Origin of the sequence: Streptococcus mitis NCTC 12261, assembly GCF_000148585.2 — a bacterium.
GTDB lineage: Bacteria > Bacillota > Bacilli > Lactobacillales > Streptococcaceae > Streptococcus > Streptococcus mitis.
The window spans coordinates 555657-572855 of the sequence record NZ_CP028414.1; the positions used below are offsets into that span (position 1 = coordinate 555657).

The 17199-nt window shown below is 41.4% G+C and carries 16 protein-coding genes, 1 tRNA gene and 1 pseudogene; 14 read left to right on the top strand and 4 right to left on the bottom strand.

What is annotated here, in order from left to right; all coding sequences use genetic code 11:
* Positions 1-4: 4 nt before the first annotated feature.
* From cmk to SM12261_RS03090, 7 genes are all read left to right on the top strand, one after another.
* Complete coding sequence (gene cmk / locus SM12261_RS03060; protein ID WP_000849387.1) at positions 5-676, top strand: (d)CMP kinase; 672 nt, start codon at positions 5-7, stop codon at positions 674-676.
* 130 nt (positions 677-806) lie between these two features.
* A complete protein-coding gene (locus tag SM12261_RS03065; RefSeq protein ID WP_001061596.1) occupies positions 807-1145 on the top strand; it encodes a zinc ribbon domain-containing protein YjdM in 339 nt (112 codons plus the stop codon).
* A gap of 2 nt (positions 1146-1147) precedes the next feature.
* Positions 1148-1777 carry a Pr6Pr family membrane protein gene (locus tag SM12261_RS03070; protein WP_000033942.1) on the top strand — a complete coding sequence of 210 codons (630 nt, stop codon included), beginning with the start codon at positions 1148-1150 and terminating at the stop codon, positions 1775-1777.
* A gap of 125 nt (positions 1778-1902) precedes the next feature.
* On the top strand, positions 1903-3054 hold the full coding sequence (locus SM12261_RS03075) for an MFS transporter (RefSeq protein ID WP_000808691.1): 1152 nt from the start codon (positions 1903-1905) through the stop codon (positions 3052-3054).
* Positions 3055-3152: 98 nt separating this feature from the next.
* The gene (gene truA, locus SM12261_RS03080; RefSeq protein ID WP_000199209.1) at positions 3153-3902 is read left to right on the top strand and encodes a tRNA pseudouridine(38-40) synthase TruA; all 750 of its coding nucleotides are present in this window, start codon (positions 3153-3155) and stop codon (positions 3900-3902) included.
* Positions 3892-4665 carry a bifunctional hydroxymethylpyrimidine kinase/phosphomethylpyrimidine kinase gene (locus SM12261_RS03085; RefSeq protein WP_000794771.1) on the top strand — a complete coding sequence of 258 codons (774 nt, stop codon included), beginning with the start codon at positions 3892-3894 and terminating at the stop codon, positions 4663-4665. Before truA ends, SM12261_RS03085 begins: the two co-directional genes overlap by 11 nt.
* A complete protein-coding gene (locus SM12261_RS03090) occupies positions 4643-5104 on the top strand; it encodes an ECF transporter S component (protein WP_000814990.1) in 462 nt (153 codons plus the stop codon). Before SM12261_RS03085 ends, SM12261_RS03090 begins: the two co-directional genes overlap by 23 nt.
* 101 nt (positions 5105-5205) lie before the next feature.
* Here SM12261_RS03090 and SM12261_RS03095 read toward each other — a convergent pair whose 3' ends face one another.
* The 4 genes from SM12261_RS03095 to SM12261_RS03110 all read right to left on the bottom strand — a co-directional run bounded on the left by SM12261_RS03095 (position 5206) and on the right by SM12261_RS03110 (position 9956).
* Positions 5206-6288 carry a M24 family metallopeptidase gene (locus tag SM12261_RS03095; protein ID WP_000040929.1) on the bottom strand — a complete coding sequence of 361 codons (1083 nt, stop codon included), beginning with the start codon at positions 6286-6288 and terminating at the stop codon, positions 5206-5208.
* A gap of 127 nt (positions 6289-6415) precedes the next feature.
* The gene (gene gatD, locus SM12261_RS03100; RefSeq protein WP_000263185.1) at positions 6416-7198 is read right to left on the bottom strand and encodes a lipid II isoglutaminyl synthase subunit GatD; all 783 of its coding nucleotides are present in this window, start codon (positions 7196-7198) and stop codon (positions 6416-6418) included.
* Complete coding sequence (murT, locus tag SM12261_RS03105; RefSeq protein WP_000770028.1) at positions 7198-8541, bottom strand: lipid II isoglutaminyl synthase subunit MurT; 1344 nt, start codon at positions 8539-8541, stop codon at positions 7198-7200. The genes gatD and murT overlap by 1 nt, the downstream gene beginning before the upstream one ends.
* A 98-nt stretch (positions 8542-8639) precedes the next feature.
* A complete protein-coding gene (locus SM12261_RS03110; protein ID WP_000958913.1) occupies positions 8640-9956 on the bottom strand; it encodes an FAD-containing oxidoreductase in 1317 nt (438 codons plus the stop codon).
* A 329-nt stretch (positions 9957-10285) separates the two neighbouring features.
* On the opposite strand from SM12261_RS03110, the gene cshA reads away from it, so the two are divergent.
* The 7 genes and pseudogenes from cshA (at position 10286) to vex3 (ending at position 17147) form a co-directional block, all read left to right on the top strand.
* The gene (gene cshA, locus SM12261_RS03115; protein WP_000671119.1) at positions 10286-11851 is read left to right on the top strand and encodes a degradosome RNA helicase CshA; all 1566 of its coding nucleotides are present in this window, start codon (positions 10286-10288) and stop codon (positions 11849-11851) included.
* Positions 11852-12107: 256 nt separating this feature from the next.
* Complete coding sequence (gene codY, locus SM12261_RS03125) at positions 12108-12896, top strand: GTP-sensing pleiotropic transcriptional regulator CodY (RefSeq protein ID WP_000940738.1); 789 nt, start codon at positions 12108-12110, stop codon at positions 12894-12896.
* Positions 12896-13470, top strand: a pseudogene (locus SM12261_RS03130) (cysteine hydrolase family protein). Before codY ends, SM12261_RS03130 begins: the two are co-directional and overlap by 1 nt.
* Positions 13471-13550: 80 nt before the next feature.
* Positions 13551-13636: transfer RNA gene (locus SM12261_RS03135), tRNA-Leu, on the top strand.
* Positions 13637-13774: 138 nt separating this feature from the next.
* Positions 13775-15052: an ABC transporter permease gene (locus SM12261_RS03140; protein WP_001068275.1), complete on the top strand. Its 1278-nt coding sequence runs from the start codon at positions 13775-13777 to the stop codon at positions 15050-15052.
* Positions 15053-15064: 12 nt separating this feature from the next.
* Complete coding sequence (gene vex2 / locus SM12261_RS03145; RefSeq protein WP_000173751.1) at positions 15065-15712, top strand: ABC transporter ATP-binding subunit Vex2; 648 nt, start codon at positions 15065-15067, stop codon at positions 15710-15712.
* Between the two features lie 55 nt (positions 15713-15767).
* On the top strand, positions 15768-17147 hold the full coding sequence (gene vex3, locus SM12261_RS03150) for an ABC transporter permease subunit Vex3 (protein WP_000902997.1): 1380 nt from the start codon (positions 15768-15770) through the stop codon (positions 17145-17147).
* Positions 17148-17199: the final 52 nt, after the last annotated feature.

A 17199-nucleotide genomic window follows, 5' to 3' on the forward strand; every position in this document is an offset into this window, starting at 1 on the left:
ATAAATGAAGACGATTCAAATTGCTATTGACGGTCCTGCTTCAAGTGGCAAGAGTACGGTCGCAAAGATTATTGCCAAGGATTTTGGATTCACCTACCTAGATACAGGTGCTATGTATCGTGCAGCGACCTACATGGCTCTCAGGAACCAATTAGGAGTTGAACAAGTTGAAGAACTTTTAGCCTTATTGGACCAGCATCCAATCAGTTTTGGACGCTCAGAAACTGGAGAACAACTTGTCTTTGTAGGAGATGTGGATATTACCCATCCTATCCGTGAAAATGAAGTGACCAATCATGTTTCAGCTATTGCAGCAATTCCTGAAGTACGAGAGAAACTAGTTTCTCTCCAACAAGAGATTGCCCAGCAAGGTGGGATTGTCATGGACGGTCGCGATATTGGGACTGTTGTATTGCCACAAGCAGAATTGAAAATTTTCCTAGTAGCTTCGGTAGATGAAAGAGCAGAGCGCCGTTACAAGGAAAATATTGCCAAGGGAATTGAAACAGACCTTGAAACTCTAAAAGAGGAAATTGCTGCGCGTGACTACAAGGATAGTCATCGTGAGACTTCGCCTCTCAAACAAGCAGAGGATGCTGTCTACCTTGATACAACTGGCTTGAACATTCAAGAAGTAGTTGAAAAAATCAAAGCAGAAGCTAAAAAAAGAATGTAGATGTAGAAAAGCCGATAGATTGATATCGGTTTTTTTCTATATTTGTCAAAATGCTGATTTTAAGGTATAATAGTTGCTGTTCGAGAAATTTTGATTTTCAAAGAATAGTGAATGATGATAAGGAGAAACCATGAACAACCTACCAAATTGCCCAAAATGTAACTCAGAGTATGTCTACGAAGACGGTGCCCTACTGGTTTGCCCAGAGTGTGCTTATGAGTGGAATCCTGCTGAAGTTGCAGATGTAGAAGAGGGTCTTGTTGCTATCGATGCCAACGGGAATAAATTGGCTGACGGTGATACAGTAACTCTCATCAAGGACTTAAAAGTAAAAGGTGCGCCAAAAGATTTGAAACAAGGGACGCGCGTGAAGAATATCCGCATCGTAGAAGGCGACCACAATATCGACTGTAAAATCGATGGCTTCGGTGCCATGAAACTCAAATCAGAGTTTGTGAAGAAAATTTAAGCATGTCAAAACACTATAAACTTGTATTTTATAGCCGTATCTTCTTGTTTCTAGCGGCTTTTACGGGAGTTTATCTTGAAATCGCCAAGCATGGTGGATTTGGGATGTTACTCTATTATACGGTTCTGTCCAACCTTTTAGTCGCGATTTTTACGCTCTATCTCCTAAAGGTTATGAGCCGTTTAGGTGAAAACTGGCAAAGACCAAGTCTCTTGCGCTTAAAAGGTGGGGTCACCATGAGTATCATGATTACCTGTGTGATTTACCATTTCCTTTTAGCGCCTATTGCGACTAATTTCTATACTCTAGAAAATTTCCTTTGCCACTATATCGTTCCCCTCTGGTTTTTAGCAGATACCCTCTTTTTTGACAAACAGGGTCAATACAAGATTTGGGACCCAATTGTGTGGACGATTTTACCCTTGCTGTATATGATTTTTGCTCTTTTTAATGGCTTGGTATTGAAACTTGATGTTCCTAATTCTAAGGTCAGTCCCTTCCCGTACTTCTTTTTGAATGTGAACAAGGGTTGGGATGTCGTGTTCAAGTGGTGTCTGATTATCTTTGTTGCTTATATGGTGGCAGGATTTATCTTCTACTTTATTAAGCAAATCAAGAGAAAATCATCCTAAGACACAAGGGATTCATTTTCGAGTTTAAGAAGGAGTCTGTACACTAAAGAGGCTTCTTCTTTTCTTGCTTGTTTGATGACTATCAAAAAAGTAGAAGATTAAGAGAAAATATAGAAAGAGATTTCATGAAACAATTTTTAGAACGGGCCAGTATTTTGGCTCTCTCCCTCGTTTTGATTACATCCTTTTCCATCTCGAGTGCCCTGCCAGCCATGTTTGACTATTATCAAGGCTATCCTAAGGAACAAATTGAACTCTTGGCGAGCTTGCCTTCTTTCGGGATCATGATTATGTTACTACTAAATGGTTTCTTAGAAAAAATATTTCCTGAGCGCTTACAGATTAGTCTGGGCTTGCTGATTTTATCACTCAGCGGGACGGCTCCCTTCTGGTATCAAGCCTACCCCTTTGTTTTTGGAACACGGATTCTTTTTGGTTTGGGTGTTGGGATGATTAATGCTAAGGCCATTTCTATTATCAGTGAACGTTACCAAGGAAAAACGAGAATACAGATGCTAGGGTTACGCGGTTCTGCAGAGGTCGTTGGGGCTTCTCTCATTACCTTGGCAGTCGGCCAGTTGTTGGCCTTTGGTTGGACAGCTACCTTCCTAGCCTATAGTGCTGGATTTTTGGTGCTGACCCTTTATCTGCTCTTTGTCCCTTATGGAAAAGAAAAGAAAGAAGTCAAGAAAAAAGAGAAAGAAGCAAGTCGCTTAACTCGGGAAATGAAAGGTTTGATTTTTATCCTAGCTATCGAAGCGGCGGTTGTAGTTTGTACCAATACGGCTATTACTATTCGTATTCCAAGTTTGATGGTGGAAAGAGGACTTGGAGATGCCCAGTTATCTAGTTTTGTTCTTAGTGTCATGCAGTTGATCGGGATTGTGGCTGGTGTGAGTTTCTCTTTCTTGATTTCTATCTTTAAAGAGAAATTGCTTCTCTGGTCCGGTATTACCTTTGGTTTGGGGCAAATTGTGATTGCCTTATCTCCATCCTTGTGGGTGGTAGTGGCAGGAAGCATTCTGGCTGGTTTTGCCTACAGTGTAGCCTTGACGACAGTTTTTCAACTTGTCTCTGAAAGAATTCCAGCTAAACTCCTCAATCAAGCAACTTCATTTGCTGTATTAGGCTGTAGTTTCGGAGCCTTTACGACACCATTCGTTCTAAGTGCAATTGGCTTATTAACTCACAATGGGATGCTGGTCTTTACAATTTTGGGAGTTTGGTTGATTGTAACTTCTATCTTTGTCATGCACCTACTTCAAAAGAGAGCTTAGGATTGGTTCCTAAGTTTTTCTTTTTAGAATTTTTGTACCCATACAGTATTTACTTTAGGACCTTGTCTACAGACTAATTTCTTGATAAAATAGAAGTTATGACAAGATACAAAGCAACTATTTCCTATGATGGTTACGCCTTTGCTGGTTTTCAACGCCAGACCCATGCGCGGAGCGTTCAGGAGGAAATTGAAAAAACCTTGACAAGACTCAATAAAGGGAAAGCAATCACTGTTCACGGTGCTGGTAGGACTGATAGTGGAGTTCATGCTTTGGGACAGGTCATTCATTTTGACTTGCCTTATCAAATGGATGAGGAGAAGCTCCGTTTTGCTCTAGACACTCAGTCACCTGAAGATATTGATGTGATTTCGATTGAGCTTGTGGCAGATGATTTTCATTGCCGTTATGCCAAGCACAGCAAGACCTATGAGTTTATTGTGGATAGGGGTCGTCCTAAAAATCCCATGCGCCGTCACTATGCTACTCACTTTCCCTATCCGCTTGATGTGGAACGGATGCAGGAGGCTGTCAAAAAGCTAGAGGGCACCCACGATTTCACAGGCTTTACAGCCTCTGGAACCAGTGTGGAGGATAAGGTTCGCACCATCACAGAAGCTAGTCTCAGGGTTGATGAGACAGGACAATTTTTGACCTTTACCTTTTCAGGAAATGGTTTCTTGTATAAGCAGATTCGCAATATGGTGGGGACGCTGCTCAAAATCGGAAACAACCGTATGCCAGTAGAGCAGATTGACTTGATTTTGGAGAAAAAGGACAGGCAACTTGCTGGTCCCACTGCAGCACCTAATGGTTTGTATTTAAAGGAGATTCGTTATGAAGAATAATCGTATTTTAGCACTTTCTGGGAATGATATTTTTAGTGGAGGTGGTTTGTCAGCAGATTTAGCTACCTATACATTGAACGGCTTGCATGGCTTTGTAGCAGTGACTTGCTTGACAGCCTTGACAGAAAAAGGATTTGAAGTCTTTCCAACTGACGATACCATTTTTCAACATGAATTAGATAGCTTGCGTGATGTCGAGTTTGGGGGAATTAAGATTGGTCTTCTACCAACTGTCAGTGTGGCTGAGAAGGCATTGGACTTTATCAAACAACGCCCAGGAGTGCCTGTAGTATTGGATCCTGTCTTGGTCTGCAAGGAAACGCACGACGTGGCTGTAAGTGAACTATGCCAAGAGTTGATTCGCTTTTTCCCTCATGTCAGTGTGATTACACCTAACCTCCCAGAAGCAGAATTATTAGCTGGTCAAGAAATTAAAAGCTTGGAAGACATGAAGACAGCAGCACAGAAACTACATGCCTTAGGAGCGCCAGCAGTCATTATCAAAGGAGGCAATCGCCTTAGTCAGGACAAGGCTGTAGATGTCTTTTATGATGGACAAAACTTTACAGTCCTAGAAAATCCTGTCATCCAAGGGCAAAATGCTGGTGCAGGTTGTACCTTTGCTTCCAGCATTGCCAGTCATCTAGTCAAAGGTGATGAACTTTTACCAGCAGTAGAAAGCTCTAAGGCTTTCGTTTACCGTGCCATTGCACAAGCAGATCAGTATGGAGTAAGACAATATGAAGCAAACCAAAACAACTAAAATCGCCCTTGTATCCCTATTAACCGCTCTCTCTGTGGTTCTAGGCTATTTCTTAAAAATTCCAACACCGACAGGAATTCTAACTCTCTTAGATGCGGGTGTTTTCTTTACGGCCTTTTACTTTGGTAGTCGTGAAGGGGCTGTAGTAGGAGGACTAGCAGGTTTCTTGATTGACCTCTTATCAGGCTATCCTCAGTGGATGTTCTTTAGCTTGGTCAACCATGGCTTGCAGGGATTTTTCGCAGGATTTAAAGGAAAAACTCAGTGGTTAGGCCTTATCTTAGCAACGATTGCCATGGTAGGGGGTTACGCCTTGGGTTCTACTTTGATGAATGGCTGGGCTGCAGCTCTACCAGAAATTTTACCAAATTTCATGCAAAATATGGTAGGGATGATTGTAGGATTTGTGCTTAGTCAAAGTATCAAGAAGATTAAGTAAAGAGGCTGAGTCAAAAGTATTTCAAATAAGAAAAACGCATAGTATCAGGTGTTGAAAGATTGATACTATGCGTTTTATTGTGGGAAGATTTTCAAAGAAAATTAATCAAAATACAGCAAGTCTTTGCTGGTGTTTGTAAAGAGGTCAAAGCCATCCTTGGTAACAACACCGCAGTCTTCAATACGAACACCGACTTTACCAGGGATATAGATACCTGGTTCAACAGAGAAGCACATTCCTTCTTCGATGACCATGTCGTTTCCTTCCATGATAGATGGGAATTCATGAACATCCATACCGATACCGTGACCGAGACGGTGGTTGAAGTACTCTCCGTAACCAGCTTTTTCGATGACCTCACGGGCAGCGCGGTCCACTTCATGAGCAGTCACACCAGGTTTAATAAAGTCAAGAGCAGCTTGTTGGGCTTCAAGAGTCAAGTTATAGATATCTTTCTTGAATTGGTCAGGTTTGCCGACTGCGACTGTACGAGTCATATCTGACGCATAGCCGTTGACTAGAACACCAAGGTCAAAGAGGAGAAGAGCATCATTTTCAACCTTGTTAGCTGCTGGAATACCGTGTGGATTTGCAGCATTATCACCAGTCAAGACCATGGTATCAAAGCTCATTTCATAACCTTCACGCTTCATAGCAAAGTCAATTTGGGCGATGATATCTGTCTCTGTCTTATCAAGAGAAATATTATCAAAGCCAACCTTAACAGCCTTGTCCGCATAGAGACCTGCAACCATCATTTTTTGCACTTCGTCAGCAGATTTGATGAGGCGCATGCGTTGGATACGAGGTGTGAGGTTGTTAAACTCAGCAGTTTCAAAAACTGTTTTCAAGCCATGATATTTGGTCAAGATGAGATTGTCAAACTCAACAGCGACACGTTTGAAGTCAAGTTGTGGAAGAGCATGTTTCATTTTTTGCCATGGATTTTCAGAGTCCACATAGCCCACAACTGGGAAGGAAACAGTGCTGCTCGCACGCTCCACTTCAAGGGCTGGGACAAAAAGGAGGGGTTCCTGATCCGCTAGGACAAAAAGGAACATTTGGCGTTCATGGGGATCACTGTAAAAGCCAGTGAGGTAATTGATTGTGACGGGGTCAGATACGACAGCGACGTCTAGTTTTTCTGATTCAAGATATGTTACGATTTGTTGTAATTTAGACATATGCTACCTTCTTTCTACCCCTCTATTTTGGCAAAAAATGAGAGAAAATGCAAGGGAGAAGGGTAAAAGAACAGACAAAAAGAACTCCGACAAGATAACGGAGTTCTTTGATATCATTTTCCTTTGTTTAAGAAAAGTCAGCCTTGCTTTTGACATCACTGTATTCTTCAGCGATTTCTTGGCTGAGAATGTCCTCATAAGCAGGGAGTTGAATGTCCTGACCATATTTCTTCTTGAGGGCAGTAGTGACTAGGCGATAAGCTAGATTGGCATTACGAGAGAGGATAGGCCCGTGGAAGTAGGAACCAAAGACATTCTTATAATGAACACCTTCGCCGACTTTTTCTTCGTTATTTCCATTTCCATAGACAACCTGTCCCAGTGGTTTTTGATCATCTGAGAGGAAGGTACGGCCCTGATGATTCTCAAATCCATAGTAGGTTTCATTGAAATCTTCATTATGAATCTTGATGTCCCCGATAAAACGGTTATTGGTCTGGTTGAGCGTGTAGTGGCCCATGACCCCTAGTCCTTCGATGCGTCTCCCTGAAGCTTCAACATAATATTGACCCAATAGTTGGAAACCACCGCAGATAGCCAGAACCACACCGTCGTTTTGGATGTAGTTGTCAATGCTCTCTTTTTTAGCAGGTAGGTCGTCTGCAATGATACTCTGTTCAAAGTCTTGACCACCTCCGAAAAAGGCAATGTCGTAGTGATTTTCATCGAAATCATCATGAAGTGAAACGATGTCAACCGTCACATGAGCCCCCAGTTTTTCAGCCACATACTTGAGCATGAGGATGTTGCCATTATCCCCATAAGTATTCATGAGATTTCCATAGAGGTGGGCAATGTTGAGCTGATAAGGGTAAATGCCATCTTTTGAGGAAAGTGAAGTATAAACCATTAGTTCATCTCCTTTCTAACAATCTGACGACTAGCCAGCAGTTCGCGGAATTCCAGCATAGCAGTATAAGTTGCTAGGATATAGGCATGCTTACAGTCTTGGTTCTCAATGGTTTTAAGAACTTGTTCCAGACTACTTGTTTCAGTAATTTTATCAGCTGGATAGCCAGTTACTCGTAGACGACGTGCGATTTCAGAATGGCGAACACCGCCAGCATTGATTTCGGGGATGTCCATCTCGGTGATCTGTTCAAAGTCCGCATCCCAGATCCAGCTGGTATCAATTCCATCTGCATAGTTAGCATTAAGGAGGACAGATAGGCTAAATGGATAAGGAGCTAATTTAATCATTTCGATAGCTTGAGTTGCACCGACTGGATTTTTAATCAAGACAAGGGTACATTCCTTATCTCCGATATGGAAGGTTTCCTGGCGTCCAAAGACAGCACGACTCTTATCAAATCCCTGCTTGATTAGTTGGGAATCTGCGCCGAGGAAACGGGCGATGGCAACCGCAGCTAGGGCGTTGTAGATATTGTAGAGACCACCGATTTGAATACCGTATTCTTGTCCGTCAATGACAAAGCGAGAGCGATTGTTGGTCAACTCAACTAGTTCTGTCAAGCGATAGTCGAGATCAGGACGTTTACATCCACAGTCTTCACAGATATAGGCACCCAAGTTTGCATAGGTATTATGCTCATATTTGAGGATGCCTTGGCAGTCAGGACAGAGAATCCCTTCGGTATTATAGTGAGCCAGCTGGGCTGGACCTTTCTCCAAGTCAAAACCAAAATACTGTACAGGATTTGGAATAGCTGGCTTGTAGAAAAGAGGACTGTCACCATTTAGGAGAACAGTAGCCGTAGGTACCTTACGAATAGCATCCAAAATCATCTTGTAAGTAGTGTAAATCTCACCATAGCGGTCCATCTGGTCACGGAAGATATTAGTGATAACAAATAAGCTTGGCTGGATATAGTCACAGATACGAGATAGACTTGCTTCGTCAATCTCTAGGACGGCAATATTTTTCCCAGTTTTAGAAGATTTGGCTGTTAAGAAGGTTGTCGCAATTCCTGTAATCATGTTGGCACCGCTTGGGTTGGTCAGAACTTGACCATAAACTTCTTTTAAAATGCCGACAGTGAGGGCAGTTGTCAAGGTTTTTCCGTTGGTTCCAGTGACCACGACAATCTCGTAGTTCTTAGCTAGGTTTTGTAAAATATCTTTATCAAATTGAAGGGCAAGTTTTCCTGGGAGCGTACTTCCACGGCCAAGACGGCTTAAAACGAAGTGGGAAGAACGCCCAGCAAGAAGGCCCAAAGTAGTTTTTAATTTCATGTTTCTATTATATCATAAAAGAAGGAAAAGACAGATTTGAGGTTCCGCAGAAGTAAAAACAGCCCAAAGAGGGATGTTCGATACGATTAAATCTCAACTTAAATCGCAAACAAGTCATTCAAGTTCTCAGCCAAGGTTGGGTGAGTGAAAATTTGTTTTGTGAAGTAAGTGTAAGGAATCTTGTTGTCCATAGCAACAGTAATGATGTTGATGATTTCTTGAGAACCTTCTGAGAAGATGCTTGCTCCAAGAATTTCTTTTGTTTCAGTATTAACAACAGCTTTGAAAGCTCCGCGAAGGTCTCCGTTTACGTGACCACGAGGCATTGCTGCAACAGGGATTTCTTTCACTGCGTATGGAAGTTTCAAATCAGCTGCTTGGCTTTCAGTCAAACCAACTTGTGAAAGTGCAGGTGTGATGAACATAGTATTTGGTACATTGAGACGGTCTTCAAGTGTGTAGCTGCCATCTCCAGCAAGGTAGCTGTAAACAACACGGAAGTCATCAAGTGAAATGTAAGTAAATTGAAGGCCACCGTTGACATCTCCAACTGCAAAGACACCAGGAACGTTTGTTTGACAATGTTTGTCTACTTTAATAGCACCACGTTCAGTTAGTTCAATATCTGTATTTTCAAGTTGAAGTGGTTCTACGTTTGGTTTACGTCCTGTTGCGTAGAGAAGGGCATCGAAACGGTAAGTTTCGTTTTCAGTCACAACGAGCACTTGGTCACCGTCGTTTTTGATTTCAGTAGTACGGATATTTTGAAGCAATTCAATACCGTCTTCTTCCATGTATTGTTTAGCAAGAGCTGCGATGGAAGGTTCTGCACGAGGAAGGAAAGTATCCAAGGCATCTAGGACTGTAACCTTGCTTCCAAGTTTGTTGTATAGGCCGGCAAATTCAAGACCGATATTTCCACCACCAAGGACTCCAAGGTTTTCAGGTAATTTGTCCAAGTTTTGGATACCTGTTGAGTCAAAGACGTTTTTGCTTGTAGCAAGTCCAGGGATTGGCAAGACGTTTGAAACAGCACCAGTGTTGATGACGATTGTTTCAGCAGTCAGTTCTTTCTTTTCATCACCAGCTTGGATTTCGATGACTTTATTTGAAAGGAAGTGAGCTTCCGCATCAAAGATATCGACGCCTGTACCAGCAACAGTCGCATAGTTTTTACCGTTGAGGCGACTAGTGATAGTGTTTTTGGTAGCAATCACTTCTTCAAAAGACAAGTCTTTCTCAGCAGCAACCAGCAAAGTTTTAGTTGGGATACAACCGATGTTGATACAAGTTCCACCGTACATAGCTTTGCTACGTTCAATGAGGGCAACTTTTTTGCCAGCTGAAGCCAATTTACCAGCTAGTGTTTTACCAGCTTTACCAAATCCGATAACGATTAAATCATAAGTTAACATTTAGAGTTCCTCCTATTCGAATTTCATTCTAGCACAAGAAAAAAACTTTTGCACAATTCTGCTACGCTTTAAAAAAGTTTATGAAATAGTGGAAAGTTTAACTTTATTTTCTCAGAAAAATCGTTTACATGACTTTATCGATGGATTGGGCTATCTTTTGCTTCTCTCTTGTGTTATACTAGATAGGTTGCAAAGAAAACAGTACTTTTCTTTTGTGGAAAAGAAGCAACACGATTTTATATCCAGTATATGAAAATACGTCATAAAAAGAAAAGTATAAACTAAGTCCTATAGGGTGGCTTCGCACCACCTTTAGAAAGAAGAATAACGTGAAATTTAATGAATTAAACTTGTCTGCTGATTTGCTAGCAGAGATTGAAAAAGCTGGTTTTGTAGAAGCCAGTCCTATCCAAGAACAAACTATTCCCTTGGCCCTTGAAGGCAAGGACGTTATCGGTCAAGCTCAGACTGGTACAGGAAAAACTGCAGCCTTTGGCTTGCCAACCCTTGAAAAAATCCGTACAGAAGAAGCGACCATCCAAGCTTTGGTTATCGCTCCAACTCGTGAATTAGCTGTCCAAAGTCAAGAAGAACTCTTCCGATTTGGTCGTAGTAAGGGAGTCAAAGTACGCTCAGTATATGGCGGATCAAGCATTGAAAAACAGATTAAGGCTCTTAAATCTGGTGCCCATATCGTGGTGGGAACTCCAGGTCGCCTCTTGGACTTGATTAAACGCAAGGCCTTGAAATTACAAGATATTGAAACTCTTATCCTTGACGAAGCGGATGAAATGCTCAACATGGGCTTCCTTGAAGATATCGAAGCTATCATTTCTCGTGTCCCTGAAAACCGTCAAACCTTACTTTTCTCAGCAACTATGCCAGATGCCATCAAACGTATTGGTGTTCAGTTTATGAAAGAACCTGAGCATGTGAAGATTGCTGCTAAGGAATTGACAACAGAATTGGTTGACCAATACTATATTCGTGTTAAAGAACAAGAAAAATTTGATACCATGACTCGTCTTATGGATGTGGAACAACCAGAACTTGCTATCGTATTTGGTCGTACCAAACGTCGTGTAGATGAATTGACTCGTGGTTTGAAAATCCGTGGCTTCCGTGCAGAAGGAATTCATGGAGACCTAGACCAAAACAAACGTCTTCGTGTCCTTCGTGACTTCAAAAACGGCAATCTAGATGTTTTGGTTGCAACAGACGTGGCAGCGCGTGGTTTGGATATTTCAGGTGTAACTCATGTCTATAATTACGATATTCCACAAGATCCTGAAAGTTATGTTCACCGTATCGGTCGTACAGGTCGTGCTGGTAAATCAGGTCAATCGATTACCTTTGTTGCTCCAAACGAAATGGGTTACCTTCAAATTATTGAAAACTTGACTAAGAAGCGCATGAAAGGTCTTAAACCTGCAAGTGCAGAAGAAGCCTTCCAAGCTAAGAAACAGGTTGCACTCAAGAAAATCGAACGTGATTTTGCAGATGAGACAATCCGTGGCAACTTTGAGAAATTTGGTAAGGATGCTCGCAAGTTGGCTGCTGAATTTACTCCAGAAGAATTGGCCATGTATATCTTGAGTCTGACTGTCCAAGATCCAGATAGCCTTCCTGAAGTGGAGATTGCGCGTGAAAAACCACTGCCATTTAAACCATCAGGTAATGGCTTCGGTGGTAAAGGTAAGGGAGGTCGTCGTGGAGATGACCGTCGTGATCGCGAACGCCGTGGCAATGGTCGCCGTGATGATTTCAAAAACGGCAGTCGTGGAAATGATCGTTATGATAAGGAAAAACGTTATCGTAAGGATAATAAAAAACCACGCAATACTTCAAGTGAAAAGCAAACAGGCTTTGTTATTCGTAACAAGGGCGATAAATAAGAAAAAGCGGTTCAAAACGAATCGCTTTTTTATATAAGGAGACCGAATGGAAAAAGAAAGATAAATAAAATAGATATATTATCTTCTTGTAATATTATAATACACAAAAATAAGGGGCTTGTCAATAGAAAAGAAGCAATTTAATTAAAAATATTCTTGTTTTTTCAAATTGCAATTAAATAAGCAATTTTCAGATAATAATTGAAAATTCAAGCTGTTTATGTTATAATGATAGCGATTAAATTCGAGGTGAAAAATGGCACATTTATTAGAAAAAACTAGAAAAATTACTTCTATCCTGAAGCGCTCAGAGGAGCAGTTGCAGGAAGAACTTCCCTACAATGCGATTACCCGTCAATTGGCAGATATTATTGACTGTAACGCCTGTATCGTCAATAGCAAGGGACGTCTCCTTGGTTATTTTATGCGTTACAAAACCAATACAGATCGTGTAGAGCAGTTCTTCCAAACTAAGATTTTCCCAGATGACTACATTCAAGGTGCGAACATGATTTACGATACAGAAGCCAATCTGACAGTTGATCATGATTTAAGCATTTTTCCTGTGGAAAGTCGTGCCGACTTTCCAGATGGTTTGACGACTATTGCACCGATTCATGTATCAGGGATTCGACTTGGTTCTTTGATTATTTGGCGCAATGATAAAAAATTCGAAGACGAGGACTTGATTCTTGTTGAGATTGCGAGTACCGTTGTTGGAATTCAACTCCTTAATTTCCAGCGTGAAGAAGATGAGAAAAATATCCGTCGCCGTACTGCTGTTACCATGGCGGTTAATACCCTTTCTTACTCCGAACTCCGTGCTGTTTCAGCAATTTTAGGGGAATTAAATGGAAATGAAGGGCAGTTGACTGCGTCTGTGATTGCAGACCGTATCGGAATCACTCGTTCTGTGATTGTCAATGCCCTTCGTAAACTTGAGTCTGCAGGGATTATTGAAAGTCGCTCACTTGGAATGAAGGGAACCTACCTTAAGGTTTTGATTTCAGATATTTTTGAAGAAGTGAAGAAAAGAGATTACTAATGACTAAGGCTTTGATTTCGATTGATTATACAGAAGATTTTGTTGCTGATAGTGGAAAATTGACAGCAGGCGCTCCAGCTCAGGCGATTTCGGATGCCATCAGCAAGGTAACTCGACTAGCTTTTGAACGAGGAGATTACATCTTCTTTACCATTGATGCTCACGAAGAAAACGATTGTTTCCATCCAGAAAGCAAGCTGTTTCCTCCTCACAATTTGATTGGGACTAGTGGACGGAATTTATACGGAGATTTGGGGTCTTTTATCAAGAGCATGGTTCAGACAGTCGTGTCTTTTGGATGGATAAACGTCATTACTCAGCTTTTTCGGGTACTGACCTAGATATCCGTTTGAGAGAGCGTCGAATTTCTACAGTTATTTTAACCGGAGTTTTGACGGATATCTGTGTCCTGCATACAGCTATAGATGCCTATAATCTAGGATATGACATCGAGATTGTTAAACCGGCTGTTGCATCTATCTGGCCTGAAAATCATCAATTTGCCCTAGGTCATTTCAAAAATACACTCGGAGCTAAGTTAGTAGATGAAAATCTAAATGAATTTTCAGAGTAATTTGGTTGATGAAATGAAAAAAATTGAAAAAAAGTGTTGACAAGCATCCTAAAAGTTGATATACTAGTAAAGTAATCGACGCGGGGATGGCGGAATTGGCAGACGCGCAGGACTAAGGATCCTGTGACCGCTTTAGGTCGTGAGGGTTCAAGTCCCTCTCTCCGCATAGGATAAGAGTTAGCTTAGGCTAGCTCTTTTGTTTTCATATAATTCAAGTAGAGCAAAAAAATTTTGCTCTTTTTTGTATTTCATAAACATTTCATATTTGGATTTTATAATAGTCTTACAAATATGGAGGTGACAAATGAATCCGATCCAAAGAGCTTGGGCTTATGTCAGCAGAAAACGACTGAGAAGTTTTATTTTATTTCTGATTTTATTGGTCCTATTGGCTGGAATTTCAGCCTGTTTGACTCTGATGAAGTCCAACAAAACAGTTGAAACCAATCTTTACAAATCACTCAATACCTCTTTTTCTATTAAGAAGATAGAAAATGGTCAGACATTCAAGTTGTCAGACCTAGCATCTGTAAGCAAGATTAAGGGACTGGAAAATGTTTCTCCTGAACTCGAGACGGTCGCAAAACTAAAAGACAAGGAAGCAGTGAGTGGCGAGCAGAGCGTGGAACGTGATGATTTGTCCGCTGCGGATAAGAATTTGGTTAGCTTAACAGCTCTTGAAGATTCATCTAAGGATGTCACCTTTACCAGCTCGGCTTTCAACTTAAAAGAAGGGCGACATCTTCAAAAAGGGGATTCAAAGAAAATCATCATCCACGAAGAGTTGGCTAAGAAGAATAGTCTTTCCCTTCATGACAAGATTGCCTTAGATGCTGGTCAGTCAGAAGCTGGCAAAGGGCAAACAGTGGAGTTTGAGATTGTCGGCATCTTTTCTGGTAAAAAACAAGAGAAATTTACAGGCTTGTCTTCTGACTTCAGTGAAAACCAAGTCTTTACAGACTATGAAAGTAGCCAAAGCCTTTTGGGAAATGGTGAATCTCTAGTCAGTGCAGCGCGCTTTTATGTAGAAAATCCTAAGGAAATGGACGGACTCATGAAGCAGGTAGAAAACTTGGCCTTGGAAAATCAAGGGTATCAAGTTGAAAAGGAAAACAAGGCTTTTGAACAAATCAAAGACTCGGTTGCAACTTTCCAAACCTTTCTGACCATTTTCCTTTATGGGATTATGATAGCAGGAGCAGGAGCCTTAATTCTTGTTTTGTCTCTCTGGTTGAGAGAACGGGTCTACGAAGTGGGGATTCTTCTGGCACTTGGAAAAGGCAAGAGTTCGATTTTCCTGCAGTTCTGTTTAGAGGTATTTTTGGTATCTCTCGGAGCTTTGCTTCCAGCATTTGCTACAGGAAACGCAATCACATCCTACCTACTCCAAACTCTACTAGCAAGTGGAGATCAGGCAAGCTTACAAAATACACTAGCCAAAACAAGTGGTCTATCAAGTAGTTTATTATCTTTTGCAGAGTCCTATGTCTTTCTGTTGTTGATTAGTTGCTTATCTGTAGCCCTTTGTTTCCTATTCTTATTTAGAAAATCGCCGAAAGAAATTTTATCATCTATTAGTTAAGAAGGAGAAATCATGACTTTATTACAATTACAAGATGTTACCTACCGTTATAAGAACACTGCTGAAGCAGTCCTATATCAGATCAATTATAATTTTGAACCCGGGAAATTTTACAGTATTATTGGTGAGTCAGGAGCAGGAAAATCCACACTCTTGTCCCTACTTGCTGGTCTAGATAGTCCTGTTGAAGGTTCTATCCTTTTTCAAGGAGAGGATATTCGTAAGAAGGGCTATTCTTACCATCGCATGCACCATATTTCCCTGGTCTTTCAAAATTATAACTTGATAGATTATCTTTCTCCACTGGAAAATATCCGCTTGGTCAACAAAAAGGCCAGCAAGGATACACTGCTTGAGCTTGGTTTGGATGAAAGTCAGATCAAGCGGAATGTTCTCCAGTTATCAGGTGGTCAACAACAACGTGTTGCCATTGCTCGTAGTTTGGTCTCAGAAGCTCCAGTTATTCTAGCAGATGAGCCAACGGGAAATCTGGACCCTAAAACTGCTGGAGATATTGTCGAACTGCTCAAATCACTTGCCCAGAAAACAGGTAAATGTGTCATCGTCGTAACTCACAGCAAAGAAGTGGCGCAAGCATCAGATATTACACTTGAGTTGAAAGATAAGAAACTGACTGAAACTCGCAATACGACGAAATAATATGAGCTTTTTCTGTTAGAACTATAAAATAGAACAAATTCTAGAAAGGGAATCTATGTTACACAACGCATTTGCCTATGTTACAAGGAAGTTTTTCAAATCGATTGTCATCTTCCTGATTATTCTCCTCATGGCGAGCTTGAGTTTGGTTGGCTTGTCAATCAAGGGAGCTACTGCCAAGGCTTCTCAGGAGACCTTTAAAAATATCACCAACAGCTTCTCCATGCAAATCAATCGTCGCGTCAATCAAGGAACGCCACGTGGTGCTGGGAATATCAAGGGTGAAGATATCAAAAAAATCACCGAAAACAAGGCCATTGAGTCTTATGTGAAACGCATCAACGCTATCGGAGATTTGACTGGCTATGAACTCATCGAAACGCCAGAAACTAAGAAAAATCTGACACCTGACCGTGCTAAACATTTTGGAAGTAGCTTGATGATTACAGGTGTCAATGACTCCTCTAAAGAAGACAAGTTTGTCTCTGGTTCTTATAAGCTGGTCGAAGGTGAACACCTAACAAACGACGACAAGGACAAGATCCTCCTGCACAAGGACTTGGCAGCCAAACACGGCTGGAAAGTAGGAGACAAGGTCAAACTAGACTCTAATATCTACGATGCAGACAATGAAAAAGGAGCCAAGGAAACAGTCGAAGTGACAATCAAGGGACTCTTTGATGGTCACAATAAATCGGCAGTAACCTACTCACAAGAACTCTATGAAAATACAGCTATCACAGACATTCACACTGCTGCAAAACTTTATGGATACACAGAAGACACAGCTATTTATGGGGACGCAACCTTCTTTGTAACAGCGGACAAGAACTTGGATGATGTTATGAAAGAGTTGAATGGCATCAGTGGTATCAACTGGAAGAGCTATACTTTAGTTAAGAGCTCCTCTAACTACCCAGCTCTTGAGCAATCCATTTCTGGTATGTACAAGATGGCCAATCTCCTCTTCTGGGGTAGCTTGAGCTTCTCAGTTCTTCTCCTTGCCCTCTTACTCAGCCTTTGGATCAATGCCCGTCGCAAGGAAGTGGGTATTCTCCTCTCTATCGGTCTCAAGCAGGCAAGTATCTTGGGTCAATTCATCACTGAATCCATCTTGATTGCCATCCCTGCTCTTGTTTCTGCATACTTCTTAGCTACTTACACAGCGCGTGCAATCGGAAATACTGTTCTTACCAATGTCACTTCAGGTGTTGCCAAGCAAGCTAGCAAGGCTGCTCAAGCCTCTAACCTTGGTGGTGGTGCAGAAGTAGATGGCTTTAGTAAGACCTTGTCGAGCCTAGATATTTCCATTCAGACATCAGACTTTATCATCGTCTTTGTCCTTGCCTTGGTTCTAGTGGTTCTCGTTATGGCGTTTGCTTCAAGCAATCTCCTTAGAAAACAACCAAAAGAGCTTCTGCTGGATAGCGAATAACAAACTTGCTACCTAATCTCCTCTAAATGGGGTATAATATAGGTAGCATTTT